This is a genomic window from Bradyrhizobium sp. 21, from assembly GCF_023073335.1.
Lineage (GTDB): Bacteria > Pseudomonadota > Alphaproteobacteria > Rhizobiales > Xanthobacteraceae > Bradyrhizobium.
Genome location: NZ_JADPJG010000015.1, coordinates 81,584 through 98,628 on the forward strand (window position 1 = coordinate 81,584; position 17,045 = coordinate 98,628).

A 17,045-nucleotide genomic window follows, 5' to 3' on the forward strand; every position below is an offset into this window, starting at 1 on the left:
ATCAGGAACCATATTGATGAACGGCAGTTAAATGGGGTGGAATGAAACAGGAGGGGACGACCTGTGAATTTAGTCGTCGTTTCGAATCGTGTTGCGCGCGGCAAACCCAACGAGCCCATGACGGGCGGCCTCGCTGCGGCATTGTTGCCGGTGGTGGAACATTCGGGTGCGATCTGGGTGGGTTCCTCGGGTCGCGTGCGTGATGGCCATCAGAAAGAGCCGTTCGCCGAGATCGAAGCGCTGGGTTCGGGTGCGATTGCAACGCTGGATCTCCCGGCGGCGCATTACGGCGGCTATTACGAAGGTTTTGCCAATTCGGCACTCTGGCCGGCCCTGCATTCCCGCAGCGATCTGATCCGCGTCTCGCGTGATGACTATGTCAGCTATCGCGAGGTCAACGCCTTCATGGCGCGGGCCTTGATGCGCTTCCGCAAAGACAAAACGGCGTTCTGGGTGCAGGATTATCATTTCCTCGCGCTCGGCGCGGAGCTGCGCGATCTCGGCGTCGACGATCCTATCGGCTTCTTCCTGCACACGCCTTGGCCCGTCGCCGCGGTGATGCAGGGCGTGCCCAATCACCGCGAGCTGATCACGGCGATGCTGGCCTACGATCTGCTCGGCTTCCAGACCGAGGAGGATCGACAGAATTTCCTCGGCTATGCCGGCGGCGAACTCAGCCTCACCGTCGAAGACGGCGTCGTGAGTTCGCAGCATGGCCGCACCCGATGCGAGGTGTTTCCGATCGGTATCGATGCGGAGAAATTCGCACAATATGCCGCAAAATCGGTCTCGCATCCGGACGTTTCGCGGCTGCGCCGCAGCCTCAACGGCGAGCGGCTCGCGATCGGCGTCGACCGGCTCGACTATTCCAAGGGGCTCGTCAACCGCATTAGCGCGTTCGACCGGCTCTGGACCGAGCATCCGCAGTTTACACGCAGCATCTCGCTGCTCCAGATCGCCAACCCCTCGCGCGGCGCGATCGAGGCCTATGGCAATCTTCAGAACGAGGTCGCGCGCCTCGTCACCGACGTCAATGGCCGCCATGGCGAGGTCGATTGGACGCCGATCCGCTACCTGAACAAGGGCTTCAGTCAGGCCGTGCTCGCGGGCCTCTACCGCACCGCGCTGGTCGGCGTGGTGACGCCGTTGCACGACGGTATGAACCTGGTCGCCAAAGAATATGTCGCCGCGCAGAACCCGGCCGATCCGGGCGTGCTGGTGCTGTCGAAATTCGCCGGCGCTGCCAACGAGCTCGACACCGCGCTACTGGTCAATCCGCACGACATCGACGGCATGGCGCGCGCGATCGCGGTCGCGGCCGCGATGCCGCTGATCGAGCGCAAGATGCGGTGGGAAGCGATGATGAAGAAGCTGCGTGGCCACACCATCCAGCAATGGGCGGCCGATTTCGTCGCGGAGCTGGAGAAGTGCCGGACCGAGAAGGCCGCGGTCGCCCCGCTCGCAGCGCAACCACCGCAGGCATTGCGCTGGCTGAAGTCGGCGATCTCGGGTGTGCGGTTGATCTAGCCCAGTCTCCTCGCCCCGTTGTTGCGGGGGGAGGCGACATCAATAACAATACGACACGCCCTCCAAAATTGCGCAACGCCGCTTGTTCGGGGCATTGGGATCGTCCATCGGCACGATGCCCTTGCCCTGGCCGACGAACACGCCCGGTCCGACATGCACCGCGCTCTTGTTGCCGATGATTACGCTCGGATGCGGCGAGGCGCTCGAGCGCGTCCCGTCCGGCCAGAGGATGGCATCTCCCGAAAGCAGTCCGCGCCGTCCGTCGTCACAGCTGACATCGACCCCTTGCCGGGTGCAGACCTGCGCGGCGGCCGGCCCGGCGCAGGCGGCGGCAGCGGCCGAAATCAGGCCCAGCGCGGCGATGGTGTTGCGGATGGTCATGGTGTCCCCGGTCATGGCTGACGGTCTCCAGTGAATCGTCGCCGCAAACCCGCCGCCGGTTCAGCCGGTGAGCGGTTCCAGCCGCCAATGTCACATCAGATATTGTCTATGAAATACAACGGCTTACGGAAAATTCACCCGATTTCCCCGCGATCCCTTGCAAAATCATCGGCGCCCCTTCAAGAGAGGGCGCTCCGGAGAGATGGCCGAGTGGCTTAAGGCGCACGCTTGGAAAGCGTGTGTGCGGGAAACCGTACCGTGGGTTCGAATCCCACTCTCTCCGCCATTAGCGCGATTTTGTACGCCAAACTACGCTTTTGAACTATTTTGTGCGCAATCGGGCCCTGTTACGCACATCAGCCAACATGTCATCTTGGTCGGATTTTGCCTACGCCATTTCTTGGCAGACTCCGTCACCTGCATGCGCGCGTTTGATTTCCGACAGGCACAAGGCCCAATTCGCCGATGAGAATGTCACGCTGACGCGCATTCTCGGGCGGGAAGACGCCTGATGGCCCGAACCATGAAAAAGCTGGGTCGCATGGCGAAGCAGATTGCAGACTGACGATCACTACTAGGTCGCAAAGGTGAGAGGGACCCCGGCCGCCGGAAACACCATTCGCATGCAAGCGCCGCCGGACGGTGCCTGATCGACTTCAATGTGACCGCCGTGCAGCCGCATGATGTTCTGCACCAGATCGAGGCCGAGGCCCGCGCCGCGTCCGCCCTGATGCAGCCGATGGAACGGCTCGAAGATTTGCTCGCGCTCCTCGATCGGGATGCCATCGCCGTCGTCGCAGATTTCGATGCGGCCATCATTCGTCACCCGAACCAGGATCGTGCCGCGCCGCCGCCCGTGATCGAGGGCGTTTTGCACCAGATTTGTAAGGGCACGTTCGAGCGAGGTCTGGTCGCCTGCCACGACAACGGTTTCATCCTCGTGTTCGAAGGACATTTCATAGCTCGCTGCGAAGGCCAGCGGTGCCAGATCGAGGACCACCCGCCGGGCGACGCCAACGAGGTCGACGGCAGCGAACGCGTCAGTTCCCTGGTCGAGGCGTTGCAGATCCAGAAGCTGGCCGGCCATGACGCTGAGGCGGGTGGCGTCCTCGAACAGAAGCGTCTTCTCCGGTCCGGCCTCAAGCGAAGACACCCGTGTTGAAAGAATTGCGATCGGGGTCCTGAGCTCGTGCGCAGCATCGGCGAGGAAGCGGCGGTGGCGCTCATAGCCCTTGTCGAGGCGGACGAGCGCGTCATTGATGGCCTTGACGAGCGGGATGATCTCGATCGGTACCTCGTCGAGCGGCAACTGCACGCCGCGCCGGTCGATGTCGATCCGCTCGGCCTGCGCCGCAGCCTGCCCAAGTCCCTTCATGGTCCGGCGCACCACGAAGGGTGTCGCGACCAGCGTGGCCAGCGTCATCAGGACGATGATCGGGAGAATCACGTTCAGGAACAACACCGGCGTGCCTGCCAGCGCCCGCCACACCGAGAGCTGACCGTATGTTCCGGTCAGGATCTGGACCCGTCCGGCGGCGCTATCGACCCATTTGACCAGCGCCGACGGCGGCGAGGCTTCCGCCGCATTCCATCTGAGCCGCGCGTCGCTCACATGATCGAGCGCGGATGCGATCGGCGCGAATTGTGGCGGCACCGCGCCTTCGGCGAGCTTGTGGCCGTCGGCGTCGCGGATCACGAACCAGAGGTCGGCGTGTTCGGATCGAAGGGCCGACAATTCGGGCGTTTGGCGCAGCGACAATCCGCCCGCGACGTCGCGCGCAATGGCGTCCCTCAGCGCATCGAGGGTGCTGCCTTCATAGTCGTCGAGCAAAAGTCCGGCCTGCAACAGCACGATCGCGGCGAGCCCGATCAGCAGGATCAGCAGCGTCAGCATGATCGCCTGCAAGCCCGCCAGCCGACCAACCAGGCGCCAGGCGAGGGACCGCGGTCGGAGCGCGCTCATGGGATCTCCCGCAACACATAGCCGAGGCCACGAACGCCGTTGATCGTCACGCCGGCGTTGGACTCCGTGAGCCGGCGGCGCAAGCGCGACGCATGCGTGTCCAGCGCGTTGGGCTGAACCTCGTCGTCGAGACCGTAAACCGCCTCCATCAGTGCGGCGCGCTGCACCATGCGCCCCATGCGATGGGCGAGCGCCTCAAGCAACAGCAATTCGCGACGCGGCATGTCGAGTGGCCGTCCGTCGACACTCGCCTCGCGATGGCCAAAGTCGAACGACATGCGGCCGATCCGCGCGACATCGTTCTGCACATTGGCAGGACGGCGCAACAGCGCCCGCAACCGTGCCAGCAATTCCTCGAACGCAAATGGCTTCGCAAGATAATCGTCCGCGCCGCTGTCGAGGCCGGACACCCGGTCTGCAAGCTCGCCGCGGGCGGTGAGCACCAGCACCGGCACCGCATTGCCGCTCTCGCGCAACTTCGCAATCAGTGACAGGCCGTCGCCGTCCGGCAGCCGGCGATCGAGCACGATCGCGTCGTAATTGCCTTCAGCGGCGATCACCTCGGCCTCGGACAGATCCGGGGCATGATCGACGAGCATGTCATGGCGCGCGAGCGCTGCACGCAGCGCCGTGACCATTTCCGGCTGGTCCTCCACCAACAGAATCCGCATCCGCAATCTTTTCCTCGCACCCGCTCTTCATCGCGTCTGCCAACTTTACGTCCAATTCATTGCGGCAACCTTGCGGCCATCAGACGAAAACGCCGCGGGTGATTTTTCCAAGACACGCATTCGCGACAGACTAGGGCAATGTTCGCGTGAGACTGAAGGCCACCGGTCGGACTTGGCTTGATCATCCTGCTGCGCCGGACACCTGCAAGAAGGACACGTGAATGGCCTCGTTACCCAACCATCGTCGCGGATCCGGCCGCGCTTTCATCGTCCGGGAGATCCAGCATGTCGGCCGCTGACATCCTGCCGTTCTTCCGCGCGTGGATTCGCGATCCGCTGCGTGTCGCCGCGGTTGCGCCGTCGGGGCCCGCCGCGTCGGCGCTGATGGCGCAGGAGATCACGGCCGAGACCGGCCCTGTCATCGAGCTCGGTCCCGGCACTGGCGCATTTACCCGCGCGTTGCTCGATCGCGGCGTCAGGCAACAGGACCTGACGCTGGTCGAATACGGCTCCGATTTCATCCCGCTGCTTCAGCGCCGCTTCCCCGGAGCACGAGTGCTGTGGATGGATGCAGCCTGGCTGCACAAGGAAAAGCTGTTCGAGGGTGCGCCGGTCGGTGCCGTCGTCAGCGGGCTCGGGCTGCTCACGATGCCGCCGGAGAAGGTGCTTTCGATCCTCGGCGGTGCGTTCTTCTATCTCCGCCCGGACGGTGCGTTCTACCAGATCACCTATGGCCCGCGCTGTCCTGTCGCTGATGCGATCCTGGATCATCTTGGTCTGCAGGCAAGCTGCATCGGGCAGACCTTTCGCAATCTGCCGCCGGCCTCGGTGTTCCGGATCAGCCGCCGCCAATCCCACGTTTGATCGAGGCACCATGGACACGTCGAGCACGATTACAATGTTTCTCCATTTCGGCCTGCTGGGCATTGGTTGCCTGGCGGTGGCCGAGAAGTTCATCCCGCTGTTTCCGTCTTATGTCCTGCTGATGCTCCTCGGCCTGACGGTTTCTGACGGCTCGATGCTCGCCATGACCATCATGGCAACGAGCGTCGGATCTGTGATCGGGGCGCTCGGCTGGTACGGGCTCGGGCGGGCGCTCGGCTCCCAGCGCATCGAAGGGCTGGTGACGGCATACGGAAAATACGTGCTGCTGCGGCCCTCGCTGTATCGACAGCTGACCGACGCCTATCGCGGCAACCATTTCTGGGTGACGCTGATCGGCCAAACCCTGCCGACTGTGCGGATCTATCTGGCCTTGCCGGCCGGCGTTCTGCGGCTGGAGCCGCGGGCATTCGTCGCCGCCACGGCAATCGGCACCGTGATCTGGAACATGCCGTTCCTCAGCCTTGGCTACGCGCTGCGCGGCAGCAGCCACGATCCCGTCGGCATCGGCTTCTGGGTGGTGGCCATCCTCATCGCCGTGGAGGTCGCGATCATCCTGGGGCTTCGCTTCTACAAGCGGTCGATCGCGCGGCCTTGCCTCACACGAGCACGCGCCATCGCCGCCCCTAGGCCTGCCGAGGAGGTTGCATGAGAGCGCTGTTGTCCCGTTTCAGGCCCGGCTCCCACGCCCTCGAGCATCTCTTGGCCGCGGTACTGACCGTGCTCTCCAGCCTTCAGTTCGGTGTGGCGGCGTCCGACGGACGGCATCGTGGCGCCCAACTCGCGCTGCTCGTTTTTGCCGTCGGCGTCTATTGGCATCGCTCGATCTTCCGGCGACGGGCCAATCGTGATGTGACGAAAGCCGTGGCAGGATTGGCGGAAGCCGCGGCGATGGCGTTCCTCCGCGAGAGCAGCAACGGCAACCGGCCGGCGCAGCGTATCGACGAGGCTCGCCCTTCGCCGCGCGATGTCATCAAGGTCAGGAGCCTATTCATTTCCGATGTCCATCTTGGCACCAGGGGATGCCAGGCCGATCAGTTGATCGACTTTCTTCGCCATCATGACGCTGAAACCTTGTTCCTGGTCGGCGACATCGTTGACGGCTGGTACCTGAGGTCGAGCTGGTACTGGCCAAGCGCGCACAACGCGGTCGTGCAGGAGCTCGTGGAACTCGCGCGGAGAGGCAAGCGGATGGTCTACGTGGCCGGCAATCACGATGAGTTCGTGCGCGATTATGTCGGCTCGACCTTCGGCGGCGTCGAAGTGGTCGAGCATGCGATCCACCGCGGGATCGATGGCCGCGACTACCTGGTCGTCCATGGTGATCATTTCGATCTCGTCGTGCGTCACGCCCGATGGCTCGCCCTCCTCGGCGACTTTGGCTACCGCACAGCGCTCGCTTCCAACGTCTGGCTGAACAGGATCCGGAGCCGGTTTGGGCTTGCCTATTGGTCGTTCTCGTCCTGGGCGAAGTTGCGGGTAAAGAATGCGGTCAACCACATTGGCCGGTTCGAGGAGGTGCTGTCGTCGGAAGCAAGGCGCCACGATGCGCAGGGCGTGATTTGCGGCCACATCCACCATGCAGCGATGCATGACGATTTCGGCATTCGCTACATCAACACCGGAGACTGGGTTGAATCCTGCACGGCCGTCGTCGAGCACCATGACGGCCGGTTCGAGATTATCAGGTGGACCGAGGCGCGGCCACACCGGATGTCCGGCGAGGCGAGCGTGGTGCCGTTCGCGAAGGCGGTCGCCTGATGCGCGTGCTGGTGGCAACCGATGCCTGGCGTCCGCAGGTCAACGGCGTGGTTCGCTCGCTGGAATATCTCGCCAGCGAAGCACCCTCGTTCGGCGCTGAAATCGACTTCCTCATGCCGAGCGATTTTCGCACCGTGCCGCTGCCCGGCTACCGGGAGATCCGCCTTGCGCTGGCCTCGGCCGGGCGGATCGATCGCGCGATCAAAAGGATACGCCCGGACTCGGTGCACATTGCGACCGAAGGGCCGATCGGGTGGGTCACGCGCTATGTCTGCCAGACGCGCGGCTATCCGTTCACGACTAGCTATCACACCCGCTTTCCCGAATATCTGGCGGCGCGGCTGCCGGTGCCGCTGAAGTGGAGCTATGCGGCCTTGCGCCGCTTCCACAACAGCGGTGACGGCACCATGGTTGGCTCACCGACGCTGGAGCGGTCGCTCAAGGTGCGTGGCTTCCGTAACCTGATGCTGTGGTCGCGCGGCGTCGATGCCGAGCTGTTCCGTCCCCTCACCGAGCGGCCGCTTGCCTTCCCGGCGCCGGTGTTCCTGTATGTCGGCCGCATCGCGGTCGAGAAGAACCTCGATGCCTTCCTCAACCTCGAATTGCCGGGTTCAAAGGTCGTGGTCGGGGACGGGCCGTCGCGCGCCAGCCTGCAATCGCGATTTCCGCAGACACACTTTCTCGGCACGCGGACCGGGAAAGCGCTTGCCGATGTCTACGCCTCGGCCGATGTCTTCGTCTTCCCAAGCCGGACCGATACGTTCGGGATGGTGATCCTCGAGGCGTTGGCGTGCGGTTTGCCGGTCGCGGCATTTCCGGTGATGGGACCGCTCGACGTCATCGGCAAGTCGGGCTGCGGCTGTCTCGACCTCGATCTGCGCCGTGCGGCGCTGGCTGCACTACGGGTGCGGCGTGAAGAATGCCGGGCCTACGCCTTGACCTTCACCTGGCGCGAGAGCGTGCGGCAGTTCCTCGACAACACCAGACGGGCGCACGGCGTGCTGGCCAGAGCTGCGCGGCCGTTGCTCGCGAACACGTGTTGACGTCATCCTTGGGCTTGACGATTCGGTCCTCGATAGTCCCGCTCGACGATATTGTTGGCCGGCGACGAAATGCCGTTTCAGGCCGTAGCCCAAGCGGTGGGTTTTGGCCCAGGAACGTCGAAAATGCTTGATCTTTCAATGGGGGTTGACTGACACTCTCTCCGCCAGCCAGAATTTTCTCCGAATCTTAACTACCCGCGAATTGGTCCAGAGGATGTGGTGGGCGTCGGAAGCGCCTCCGGCGGCCTGCTAGGAGCTGGCACGTCAGAGCTGAGCTTCAAGCGATCATAAAGTTCGATGCGTGCAACTGGCTGATCGCGGCGTCAACGAAGTCGATGGAGCCCGCGTGATCACCACTCCCCAGCGCAAGCACGGTCCCGCCGTGTCCGTCGCTCTTTAGCGCGCTCATGATCTCGGCGACGGAGTGGTAATTGCCTACGCCATTCGCTAGGGCAACGACGCCGAGCGCATCACTTCCGAATCCGGAGATCGTATCGATCTGGCTGCCCGAATTGATCAAAACGGTCAGGCCCGTGCTGTGATCGCTGATGTTGACATGGGCCGCGCCATTGATGGTGGCGTGACTGCCAAATCCGACAAAGTTGAACTGATCTGACCCGCCATTGATCGTAATGACGTCTTGGCCGATTTGGTTTGTCACACTTGCCTCGGACCCGTTGAGCACCACGTGATTGGCAATTCCGCCAAGTGTGATCGTATCGTGGCCCGCGCCAGCGACGATGTTGTCCAATCCGCTGCCGGCGATGATCGTGTTTGTTCCGGAACCGACCGTGATCTGGTTGCCCATCCCGCCGAGGTCAACAATGTTGTTGCCGTCGCCGAGCGTGATGCTGTTGGTGCCATCTCCGCCCGTGACGACATCATTGCCAGTCCCAAGCGTGACTGTGTTGCCATATCCGGATAAATTCACGTGGTCGTTGCCGTTGCCCGCCGTGACGCGGCTCGCGCCCTCACCAGGGTGGACAAGATCATTGCCGTTGCCCAGCGTGATGATGTTCCCATATCCGCTGGCGTCGATGGTGTCGTTGCCATTGCCGAGCTCAATCGTGGTGGCGCCCGTCGATCCCGTCACCGTGCTGTTGCCGTCGCCGCCCGTTACGTGGTTGACGATCCCCTGAAGATGGACGGTGCCGTCGCCGCTCGACACATCAACCGTGCCATATAATCCGGCGTAGATCGTGTCGTTCCCGCCATTGCCGTGGATGATATTGAACATGCCATAGGCGTGGATGATGTCATTGCCCGCGGTGCCCTGAATGGTCGCATAACCGGATGCCGGGCCGTCGATCGTCGTAGACGCGGCTTGATGCGTGTCGATGACGGAAGTGCTGGCATCGCTGACGGTCAAGCCGACACTGCTCGTGTCGCTCAGAGTGAACGTGGTCGTCGCGCTCCCGTCTCCGTGCGGCGAGGCTACAAAGGTGAGGGCGTGCAGCTCGGCGGTCAAGTTGGCAGCGCTGGTCGCGAACAGTTCGCAGGTTCCGTTTCCAAGCGAGACCAATCCCGTTCCGGACAGGATGCCAGCCGCGCCCGCGAGCGTGATGATGAGACTATCCGTTGCTGCCGGGTTTGGATCCGTGATCGTTACGGTCGCGAATGGATTGATCGCAGCTTCGTTTCTGGTCGTTTGTCCCGATAGGGCCCCGGTGATTGTCGGTAGGGCTGCGGCCGTCAGCAGAATGCCGCCGGAGCTGTCTTTCGCGATACCGAACCGCGTGATCGAAGTATCCGCCAGTGTGAAGGTCTCGCTGGCCAAGCCGTTGCTCACCGTGAGCTTCGAACCAGATACCGTCGCCGTTGCGCCGCTCGCATAAGACAGCCCGGAAAGATCGATGGAGTCACCGAGCGCAATGCCTTTGATCTGGCTTGCGAAGGCCGATGGGCCCGACACCAGTTTCTGTTCGATCTCGAGTATGCCTTGGCCGGAGAAGGTGATCGCGTCGTCGGAAACCGCGCCCGCCTTGAGGTCGAGCGTGCCGCCGGCGATCGTGGTCGCGCCGACGATCCCTCCGGCCTCGACGAGCTCCGTGGCGCCCAGATGAATTGTCGAAGCGTTCGCGGTGCCCTGATTGAGCACGTCGAGCGTGCCGCCGTTGAGAGTCGTGGAGGTGATGATGCCGCCGTCCGAGACGGAAAGGCTTCCTGAATTGAGGATCGTTCCGCTCGCCGCGCTGGCGTCGACCGCAGGTGCGCTTGGATCATCGGTCAGAGGATCCGCGATTGATCCAGAAACCGTCATCACGCCGCCATTGATGATGGCGTTCTTGGCGATCCCCGCGCCGGACAGGTGCAATTGGCCGCCGCTGCCGACAACAGCTGAATCGAATTCGCTTCTGATGATCGTGGCGAATTGGCCCCCGGGGGAATGATAGACAGTCTCTCCCGAAGCATTGATGACACCGCCTGATTTAACGATGGTGCCGCTGGCAATGCCCCCGTTGGTAAGATTCTGGACACCGCCGGCATTGATGGTGGTTGACGTGACGATGCCGGTATCGACGTCCTGCTCGCCGCCATTGTTGACGGTGGTGTGATCGGCTCGCCCTGGACCCGGCTCATCGTGTAAATAAATGCCGGTGACACGCTGAACGCCGCCCATGTTGATCGTGGTGAAGCTCGCGGTGGAGCTGAGCCCGACGTCCTGCTCGCCGCCGTTGATGACCGTGTTGCTGGCGACGCCTCCTTCGTCGAAGTGACCGACGATTTGCTTGCCACCCGCCGATATTGTCGTGTTCGTGGCCGTGCCGAGGACCTCAAACATGATGCCACTCGACACCGTGAAGCCGTTTTCCGTGTAGCCATAGCCGACAATGAAAGTTGCGCCGCTCTGGAAGGTCGTATTGGAGAACGTTGCGCCAGCATCAAGGATGAGCGTTCCGCCTGCGGAGACAATGCTGTTATTGAGGACACCGCCGTCCAAAACGGCCAAGGTCACACCGTTTGCGACGGCAAATCCGCTTTCAATCGTGCCGTCGCCGATCTCGAAGGTGCTGCCGGCGTTGAATACCGTCCCAGAAACGTTGGCGTTACCCCGCACAATGAAAACGCCATATTGATTGACGGTTGTATTGATCGCCGTCGCGCCGGCAGCCAGCTCCATCGTCCCGTAATCGATCGTGGTTCCGGTTGCTGTGCCACCTGCCTTCACATCCAACGTGCCGAAGTTTTGGAGTATGGTGCCGGAAACCAATGCTCCGTTGGACACCGTCAGGGTTCCAAAACCTTCAACGGTCGTGCCGGTCGCCATGCTGACATCGACGGCCGGCTGGCCGGGAACATTGGCGAATGGATCCGGTATGGATCCTGAGACCGTCATGACGCCGCCATTGACCGTAGCGTTCCTTGCAGTCCCGCCGCCGGTGACGTCGAATTCGCCCTGATAGTTGACGGTTGCAGCGGTCGCGACGCTTTGGATAACCGGTTCCGGATACACGGGCGCCGTTTCTACAGCTTCACCGGAAACCTTGAGAACACCGCCGGCATTGACGATCGTGCCGCTGGCGCTGCCACCGTTCGTCACGTTCTGCACGCCGCCGGAATTGACGGTCGTCACCGTTGCGGTGCCGGTGTCGATGTCCTGTTCGCTGCCGCTATTGATCGTGGTGTGATCAACCTCGCCGGGGGTTGGGCCTTCATGAACATATTGGCCAGTTACACGCTGGACGCCGCCTGCATTGATGGTTGTATAGCTGGCGACGCCATCAAAGACGACGTCCTGTTCTCCGCCATCGATGACAGTATGGGTTGCCGTGCTGGTTGCGGATGATCCGCCGACCCTCTGTGAGCCGCCCGCCTGGATCGTCGTGCTATCGACGGAAGCGCCGCCACTGACATCCATTGTGTCGCCATCGTGGAGGGTGATGCCACTGGCGGGAGGAATAGCCGTCATGAGAATGCTCCACGATCGTGTTTGGAAAATCAAACTAAGCAAAATCGTGTGACGGCTTTTCAACTAGAAACTGCGTGAGCGGAAAGTGTCTGTCAAGCAGCCGAAAAAATTCCCTCCTATGCGACGGCACGCGAGTGCATTCGCGTCGGTCGCGTCGCCCTTGCTGATGACGATTTGGAACCCTCATTTGTGACGTAACGGTGGCCGTGCGACCGACATATGACTTCCCTGTCAACATCGCAGACGCGTGCCTTTCGCGCGTAGCTTGATGAACGCGCGTGCTCGGGCGGGCAGGAGGGCGGTGTGGCCGACATAGACGTCGCGGATGTCCTCTCGGTCGCCGGGATTGCAGGTTTGCAGAACCGGCAAGAGCGGCCGGCTTGGATGTCGGAACCGGTGCTGTCGCGGCGTGCCCCGCCGGGTAAAGGGCATGACTATGGAATGTCGGCGTCTAGTAGAAAGCGGCGATCGCTGTGGCTAATCCTTGCGGAAGATTGGGCTCGCTCGTCAGCGTTTCCAGAAAGGCGCGATCGTCCACGACAGTGAGGGCATCGAGCTTGATCGGGTGCAGCGGCTCGGCGGCGGCCGCCACGGCGCGCAAATCGGGTCCGGTAGGGCTGCCGTTATAGTCAAGCCGCGGACGCAGTTCGACATTGTTGCCGAACTGCTCATCCAGCGCGAGACGCCATCCGGTTCGTGATACCGTTCCGCTGGCGATCGCAGCCGTCATGGTGACGCTGTGCTGCTGGAGCGTGCCGAGCTTGCCGAGCGCGGCGCTCAACCGGGTCGTCGCCTCCGCCAAACTGATCTTCTCGATCCCCGGATCCTGGTCGGGCGACGTGAAATCGATGAGCCGCGCGCTGCTGCCGATGTCGAGAGCCTCGCCGCTTGCCCCAGCCTGTTGCATCGCCTTCTTTGTTCCGTAGCGCGGCCGTCCGCCGATCGTGACCAGGACGATATCCTGCTCGCGGGAGCCGATCAGGTGACCATAGGGATCGTCAGCGCTCCCTTTGACGACCAGAAGGTCGGCGAACTTGCCCGCGGCGATCGTTCCCAGCTTGCCATCCCACTTCAGGATCGCGGCTGGATTGCGGGTCGCCATCGAGACGATCTCGTAGTCGCTGAATCCGAGGCCGAAATGCGCGGACACGACCTTTGCCGCTTTTAGTTCTCCCAGCAGGTTCTTGCTGCCGGACGGCGACCAGTCCGAGCCAAGCGCGATGGTGAGGCCGGCTGTACGCGCAGCGGCAACGTCCGTGGTTTTCCCATAGAGCAACAGATTGCTCAGCGGAGACCAGACGACCTTGGCCTGGTGCTGGGCCATCGTTCCGAAATCGGTCGCCTCCAGCGCCGTGCAATGGATGCCGGCGAGCGACGGCTCGATCGCCCAATCGCCTGCGGCATTGCGCAAGGCGAGAAAGTGGCTATGCGCCTTGGTGTCGATGCCTTCGCTGAGGTGCAGCAGGAAGCATGCCGACGATTTCAGCTCCTTGTTGAACTTCGCCCAATCTTTGGCGTCTATGTCGGGGATTTTCGAGTGCGCCCGCGGAAGATCGGGAGGGCTGCCGATCTCGGCAGCGCGCAACGCCCCCTTGTAGTATTTGTGGATCGTTCCGCTCCAGTTTGATAGCGTGATCCCCTGGCTCGTCGTCGTTCCCGCAACCAGGCATTTGGCTTCGACATAACGAACCAGCGCCGGCAGCAGCGAGCCGTCGTCAGCGAGAGCTATTGCGCTCATGGGGCCGGTCACGGACGTCTTGTAAGATTTCGCGTTCTGCCACTGATCGCGATTTCCGAACGCCTGCGGCACGCGCCAGAGCGGCAGGATGTTGTAGCTCAAATGGTTATGCAGCTCGATCAGGCCCGGGTAGATGCTGCCGCCGGTCTTGATCGCCTGAACGGCCTCGAAACCCGCCGGAGCCGGCTGTCCCTTGGGCGCTATGCCGGCGATGCGATTGTCTTCGATGAAGATCGTCCCGTTCTCGATCACGTCGCCCTCGGCGGCCATCGTCACGATTCGCCCGGTCAGCGCCCATCGCTTCGGGCCTGCAGCCGGACTCATGGAATCACCCCATCGGGGATCGTGATCGTGATCGTGCGTCGCTTGGCCGCCGCGTCGGCGCCTTGACGTACGGCCCATGCCGCATCGCCGCGCATCCACGCCGGCAGCCCCGCCGGAAGATCCTTCGCAATGATGTCGACGAGCTCGGCAGGCTTGAAGGCGTCGCCATATGGCACGAGTGTCGTCGGCACGTCGGGATGCGCGATCTGCGGCGCAAGAGCGGCGAGAGCGGCATTCCACTTGGTCAGCATGATCTTGGTATTGGCAATCCGCGTGGCGGAATCAGGGGCGGAGCTTTCCGGCCAGGTCGGATGAGGAATGTGCTGATACGCGAGGGGCCTGGACGCTGCGCCGTCGGGGGTCTTGAGCCATGCTTTCCAAGCCTCGTCCGCGAGGCCGCCTAGCGAGACGACGGCCTCGATGCTGCCGGGCCCGAGCACGGCCTTGAACCATGTGTTGCGATAGTCGACGATGCCGGGCTCGTTCTTGTGCTTGGAGCCGCCGCTCTGTCCGTAGACGCTGTACAGGAACGTGTTCACCATCACGTAGCTCCTGTTGATGCCGAGCTTCGCCAGGAAACCTTGCGTCCGGCGGCCTGCGGTGCCGACGAGAATCCTGCGCACGATCGTCTCGTGCTGGGCGGGATCCTGGCCGACGACGAGCACACGTGCCGATCCGTCGAGACGGCCGCGGTGAAAGATCGGGCCCCATTCGATCCGGAAGTCGTGTGGGTCGTAGGCCTCGGCGCCGGGGTAGTTGGCGCACAGATCGCGAAATGGCTGCTGGTCGTATCCGCTGTCGAATTCCACGAGCATGGCAAATGCTCCGATTTGTTGCTGTCAAAATAGCTGCGTCAAAAAACCTGATCGCAATGCGGCAATCTTAGCGGTAGTTTTTCGTGTGGTTCAACCAATCTATGGGTCAAGGGAGAAGACCGAAAGGTTCACGAGGATCTTTCGCTTCGTATTCGGGCCGTGACAGAGCGTTGCGACAGCGCGCCATGCAGAATCGCGCCTGTACACGGTCGCGTGACCTCCATAACCTCCGCGGCGCAATTTCAGGAGATGCGACGTGGCGAAGAAGACGGCAACCAAGAACAAAAGCGCTTCAAGGAAGACAGCGAAAACCTCTGCCAAGAAAGGCACCGTTCGCAAGAGCGTGGTCGCGAAGGCCGCAGCCAGGACTGTCAAGAAGGCCGCTCGGCGCAAATCGTCCGCACCACGTCGCCCCAAAGGGCCGGCCTGGCAATGGTCGGCGGTCGAGACCGCAGCCGCAATCCGCTCCGGCGCCATCTCCGCGGTCGAAACCGTCGAGGCGCATCTCGAGCGGATGCGCGCCGTCAATCCGAGGCTGAACGCCGTCGTCGTCGATCTCTCGGAGGAGGCGTTGGCTGCGGCGCATGCCGCCGACAAGCAGCGCGCGAAGGGCGGCGAGCTCGGCCTCCTGCATGGCGTACCGATCACGATCAAAGAGAATGTCGACTACGAAGGCCGTCCGAATTTCAATGGCGTTCCCGCCAACAAGGCCCTCGTCGCGCCGTCGGATTCCCCGGTGGTGCGCAATCTGAAGAAGGCCGGCGCGATCGTCATCGGCCTCACCAACACGCCGGAATTCTCCTTCCGCGGCTTCACCGACAATCCCTTGCACGGGTTGACGCTCAACCCCTGGGATCCGAACATCACCTGCGGCGGCTCCTCGGGCGGCGCAGGTTCGGCGGTCGCCGCCGGCATCGGCACCGTCGCTCATGGCAACGACATCGGCGGCTCGTTGCGCTGGCCAGCGCATTGCAACGGCGTTGCGACCATCAAGCCGACGCAGGGGCGTATTCCGGCATTCAACGCAAGCGCAACCGCCGAGCGGCCGATGCTGGCGCATCTGATGTCGGCGCAAGGGCCGCTCGCCCGCCACGTCGCTGACGTCCGTCTTGCGCTGGAGGTGATGAGCCAGCGCGATCCGCGCGATCCCTGGTGGGTGCCCGCGCCGCTGGCCGGGCTCAAGCCGAAGGGCCCGATCAAGGTCGCGCTGGCAAAAATTCCTGGAGATATGGACGTCGATCCGTCGGTCAGCGCGGCGCTGCGCCAAGCCGCCGATCACTTGGAGCGTTCGGGCTATCGTGTCAGCGAGGTCGAGGTCCCCGACATCGATGGCGTCTGGCAGACCTGGTGCGACATCATCACCAACGAGACGATGGTGATGCAGGAGGAAGCCATGCTGAAGGTGACCTCGGAGGACTTCCACAAGGCCTGGGGCGGCATGAGGGCCAAGGCCAATGTGCTCGATCTCAAGACCTGGATGCAGGCGGTGGCCGCGCGCAACGGCCACATCCGGGCCTGGCAATTGTTCTTCGAGGACTATCCGGTGGTGCTGGCGCCGACCACGGTGAAGCCGACGCCGGGCCCGCGCGAGGACACCGTCAGCCCCGAGCGGGTGCGCGAGATCTTCTGGGGTGAGATCCGCTTCATCTCCGCGATCAACGTGCTCGGCCTGCCCGGCGCGGTGGTGCCGGTGATGCTCCACGATGGTAAGCCGATCGGCGTGCAGCTCATCGCGGGGCGGTATCGCGAGGACCTCGCGCTTGATGCGGCGGCCGCAATCGAGACGCGGGCCGGCGTGCTCGTCCATCGGCTGTGGGAACAGATGGGCTGATAGCGCGCGATGATTCCCCTTCTCCCCTTGCAGAAGGGGGGAAGGTCGCCAACCAGCCGCTGTGCAAAACTTCATTAATCCAAATCACCTCGAATTTTAGCCAATTCACCAATAACCGTTAGGGTTACTTCCTCGATCTCTATGCGAATTATTGTCCGCTTTACCGCCCGCCTCTAACAGAGGGACGGCGGACAACGCA

The 17,045-nt window shown here is 62.8% G+C and carries 12 protein-coding genes and 1 tRNA gene; 7 read left to right on the top strand and 6 right to left on the bottom strand.

Annotation, left to right across the window (positions count from 1 at the left end; genetic code table 11):
* Window positions 1–63: 63 nt before the first annotated feature.
* The gene (locus IVB31_RS16505) at window positions 64–1,527 is read left to right on the top strand and encodes a trehalose-6-phosphate synthase (protein ID WP_247324048.1); all 1,464 of its coding nucleotides are present in this window, start codon (window positions 64–66) and stop codon (window positions 1,525–1,527) included.
* A 39-nt stretch (window positions 1,528–1,566) separates the two neighbouring features.
* Here the strand turns inward: IVB31_RS16505 and IVB31_RS16510 are convergent, their stop codons facing one another.
* Window positions 1,567–1,908 carry a hypothetical protein gene (locus tag IVB31_RS16510; protein WP_247324774.1) on the bottom strand — a complete coding sequence of 114 codons (342 nt, stop codon included), beginning with the start codon at window positions 1,906–1,908 and terminating at the stop codon, window positions 1,567–1,569.
* A gap of 196 nt (window positions 1,909–2,104) precedes the next feature.
* On the opposite strand from IVB31_RS16510, the gene IVB31_RS16515 reads away from it, so the two are divergent.
* A tRNA-Ser gene (locus tag IVB31_RS16515) sits at window positions 2,105–2,194 on the top strand.
* A gap of 288 nt (window positions 2,195–2,482) precedes the next feature.
* Here the strand turns inward: IVB31_RS16515 and IVB31_RS16520 are convergent.
* Window positions 2,483–3,871, bottom strand: coding sequence for a HAMP domain-containing sensor histidine kinase (locus IVB31_RS16520; RefSeq protein WP_247324049.1), 1,389 nt, complete (start codon window positions 3,869–3,871; stop codon window positions 2,483–2,485).
* The gene (locus IVB31_RS16525) at window positions 3,868–4,542 is read right to left on the bottom strand and encodes a response regulator transcription factor (protein ID WP_247324050.1); all 675 of its coding nucleotides are present in this window, start codon (window positions 4,540–4,542) and stop codon (window positions 3,868–3,870) included. The genes IVB31_RS16520 and IVB31_RS16525 overlap by 4 nt, the downstream gene beginning before the upstream one ends.
* Before the next feature lie 285 nt (window positions 4,543–4,827).
* Between IVB31_RS16525 and IVB31_RS16530 the strand changes: the two genes are divergently transcribed.
* The 4 genes from IVB31_RS16530 to IVB31_RS16545 all read left to right on the top strand — a co-directional run bounded on the left by IVB31_RS16530 (window position 4,828) and on the right by IVB31_RS16545 (window position 8,228).
* Complete coding sequence (locus IVB31_RS16530; protein ID WP_247324776.1) at window positions 4,828–5,406, top strand: rRNA adenine N-6-methyltransferase family protein; 579 nt, start codon at window positions 4,828–4,830, stop codon at window positions 5,404–5,406.
* 10 nt (window positions 5,407–5,416) lie between these two features.
* Complete coding sequence (locus tag IVB31_RS16535) at window positions 5,417–6,076, top strand: DedA family protein (RefSeq protein ID WP_247324051.1); 660 nt, start codon at window positions 5,417–5,419, stop codon at window positions 6,074–6,076.
* Window positions 6,077–6,315: 239 nt separating this feature from the next.
* Window positions 6,316–7,185: a UDP-2,3-diacylglucosamine diphosphatase gene (locus tag IVB31_RS16540; RefSeq protein ID WP_247324778.1), complete on the top strand. Its 870-nt coding sequence runs from the start codon at window positions 6,316–6,318 to the stop codon at window positions 7,183–7,185.
* Entirely contained in the window at window positions 7,185–8,228 is a 1,044-nt protein-coding gene (locus tag IVB31_RS16545) for a glycosyltransferase family 1 protein (RefSeq protein ID WP_276576611.1), read from the top strand. The genes IVB31_RS16540 and IVB31_RS16545 overlap by 1 nt, the downstream gene beginning before the upstream one ends.
* Window positions 8,229–8,505: 277 nt before the next feature.
* On the opposite strand, the gene IVB31_RS16550 is transcribed toward IVB31_RS16545, so the two are convergent.
* The 3 genes from IVB31_RS16550 to IVB31_RS16560 all read right to left on the bottom strand — a co-directional run bounded on the left by IVB31_RS16550 (window position 8,506) and on the right by IVB31_RS16560 (window position 15,015).
* Window positions 8,506–12,138, bottom strand: coding sequence for a hypothetical protein (locus IVB31_RS16550; protein WP_247324052.1), 3,633 nt, complete (start codon window positions 12,136–12,138; stop codon window positions 8,506–8,508).
* A gap of 451 nt (window positions 12,139–12,589) precedes the next feature.
* Window positions 12,590–14,200, bottom strand: coding sequence for an amidohydrolase family protein (locus tag IVB31_RS16555; protein WP_247324053.1), 1,611 nt, complete (start codon window positions 14,198–14,200; stop codon window positions 12,590–12,592).
* Window positions 14,197–15,015: a uracil-DNA glycosylase gene (locus IVB31_RS16560; RefSeq protein WP_247324054.1), complete on the bottom strand. Its 819-nt coding sequence runs from the start codon at window positions 15,013–15,015 to the stop codon at window positions 14,197–14,199. The genes IVB31_RS16555 and IVB31_RS16560 overlap by 4 nt, the downstream gene beginning before the upstream one ends.
* A gap of 256 nt (window positions 15,016–15,271) precedes the next feature.
* On the opposite strand from IVB31_RS16560, the gene IVB31_RS16565 reads away from it, so the two are divergent.
* A complete protein-coding gene (locus IVB31_RS16565; protein WP_247324055.1) occupies window positions 15,272–16,846 on the top strand; it encodes an amidase family protein in 1,575 nt (524 codons plus the stop codon).
* The last annotated feature ends 199 nt before the right edge of the window (window positions 16,847–17,045 follow it).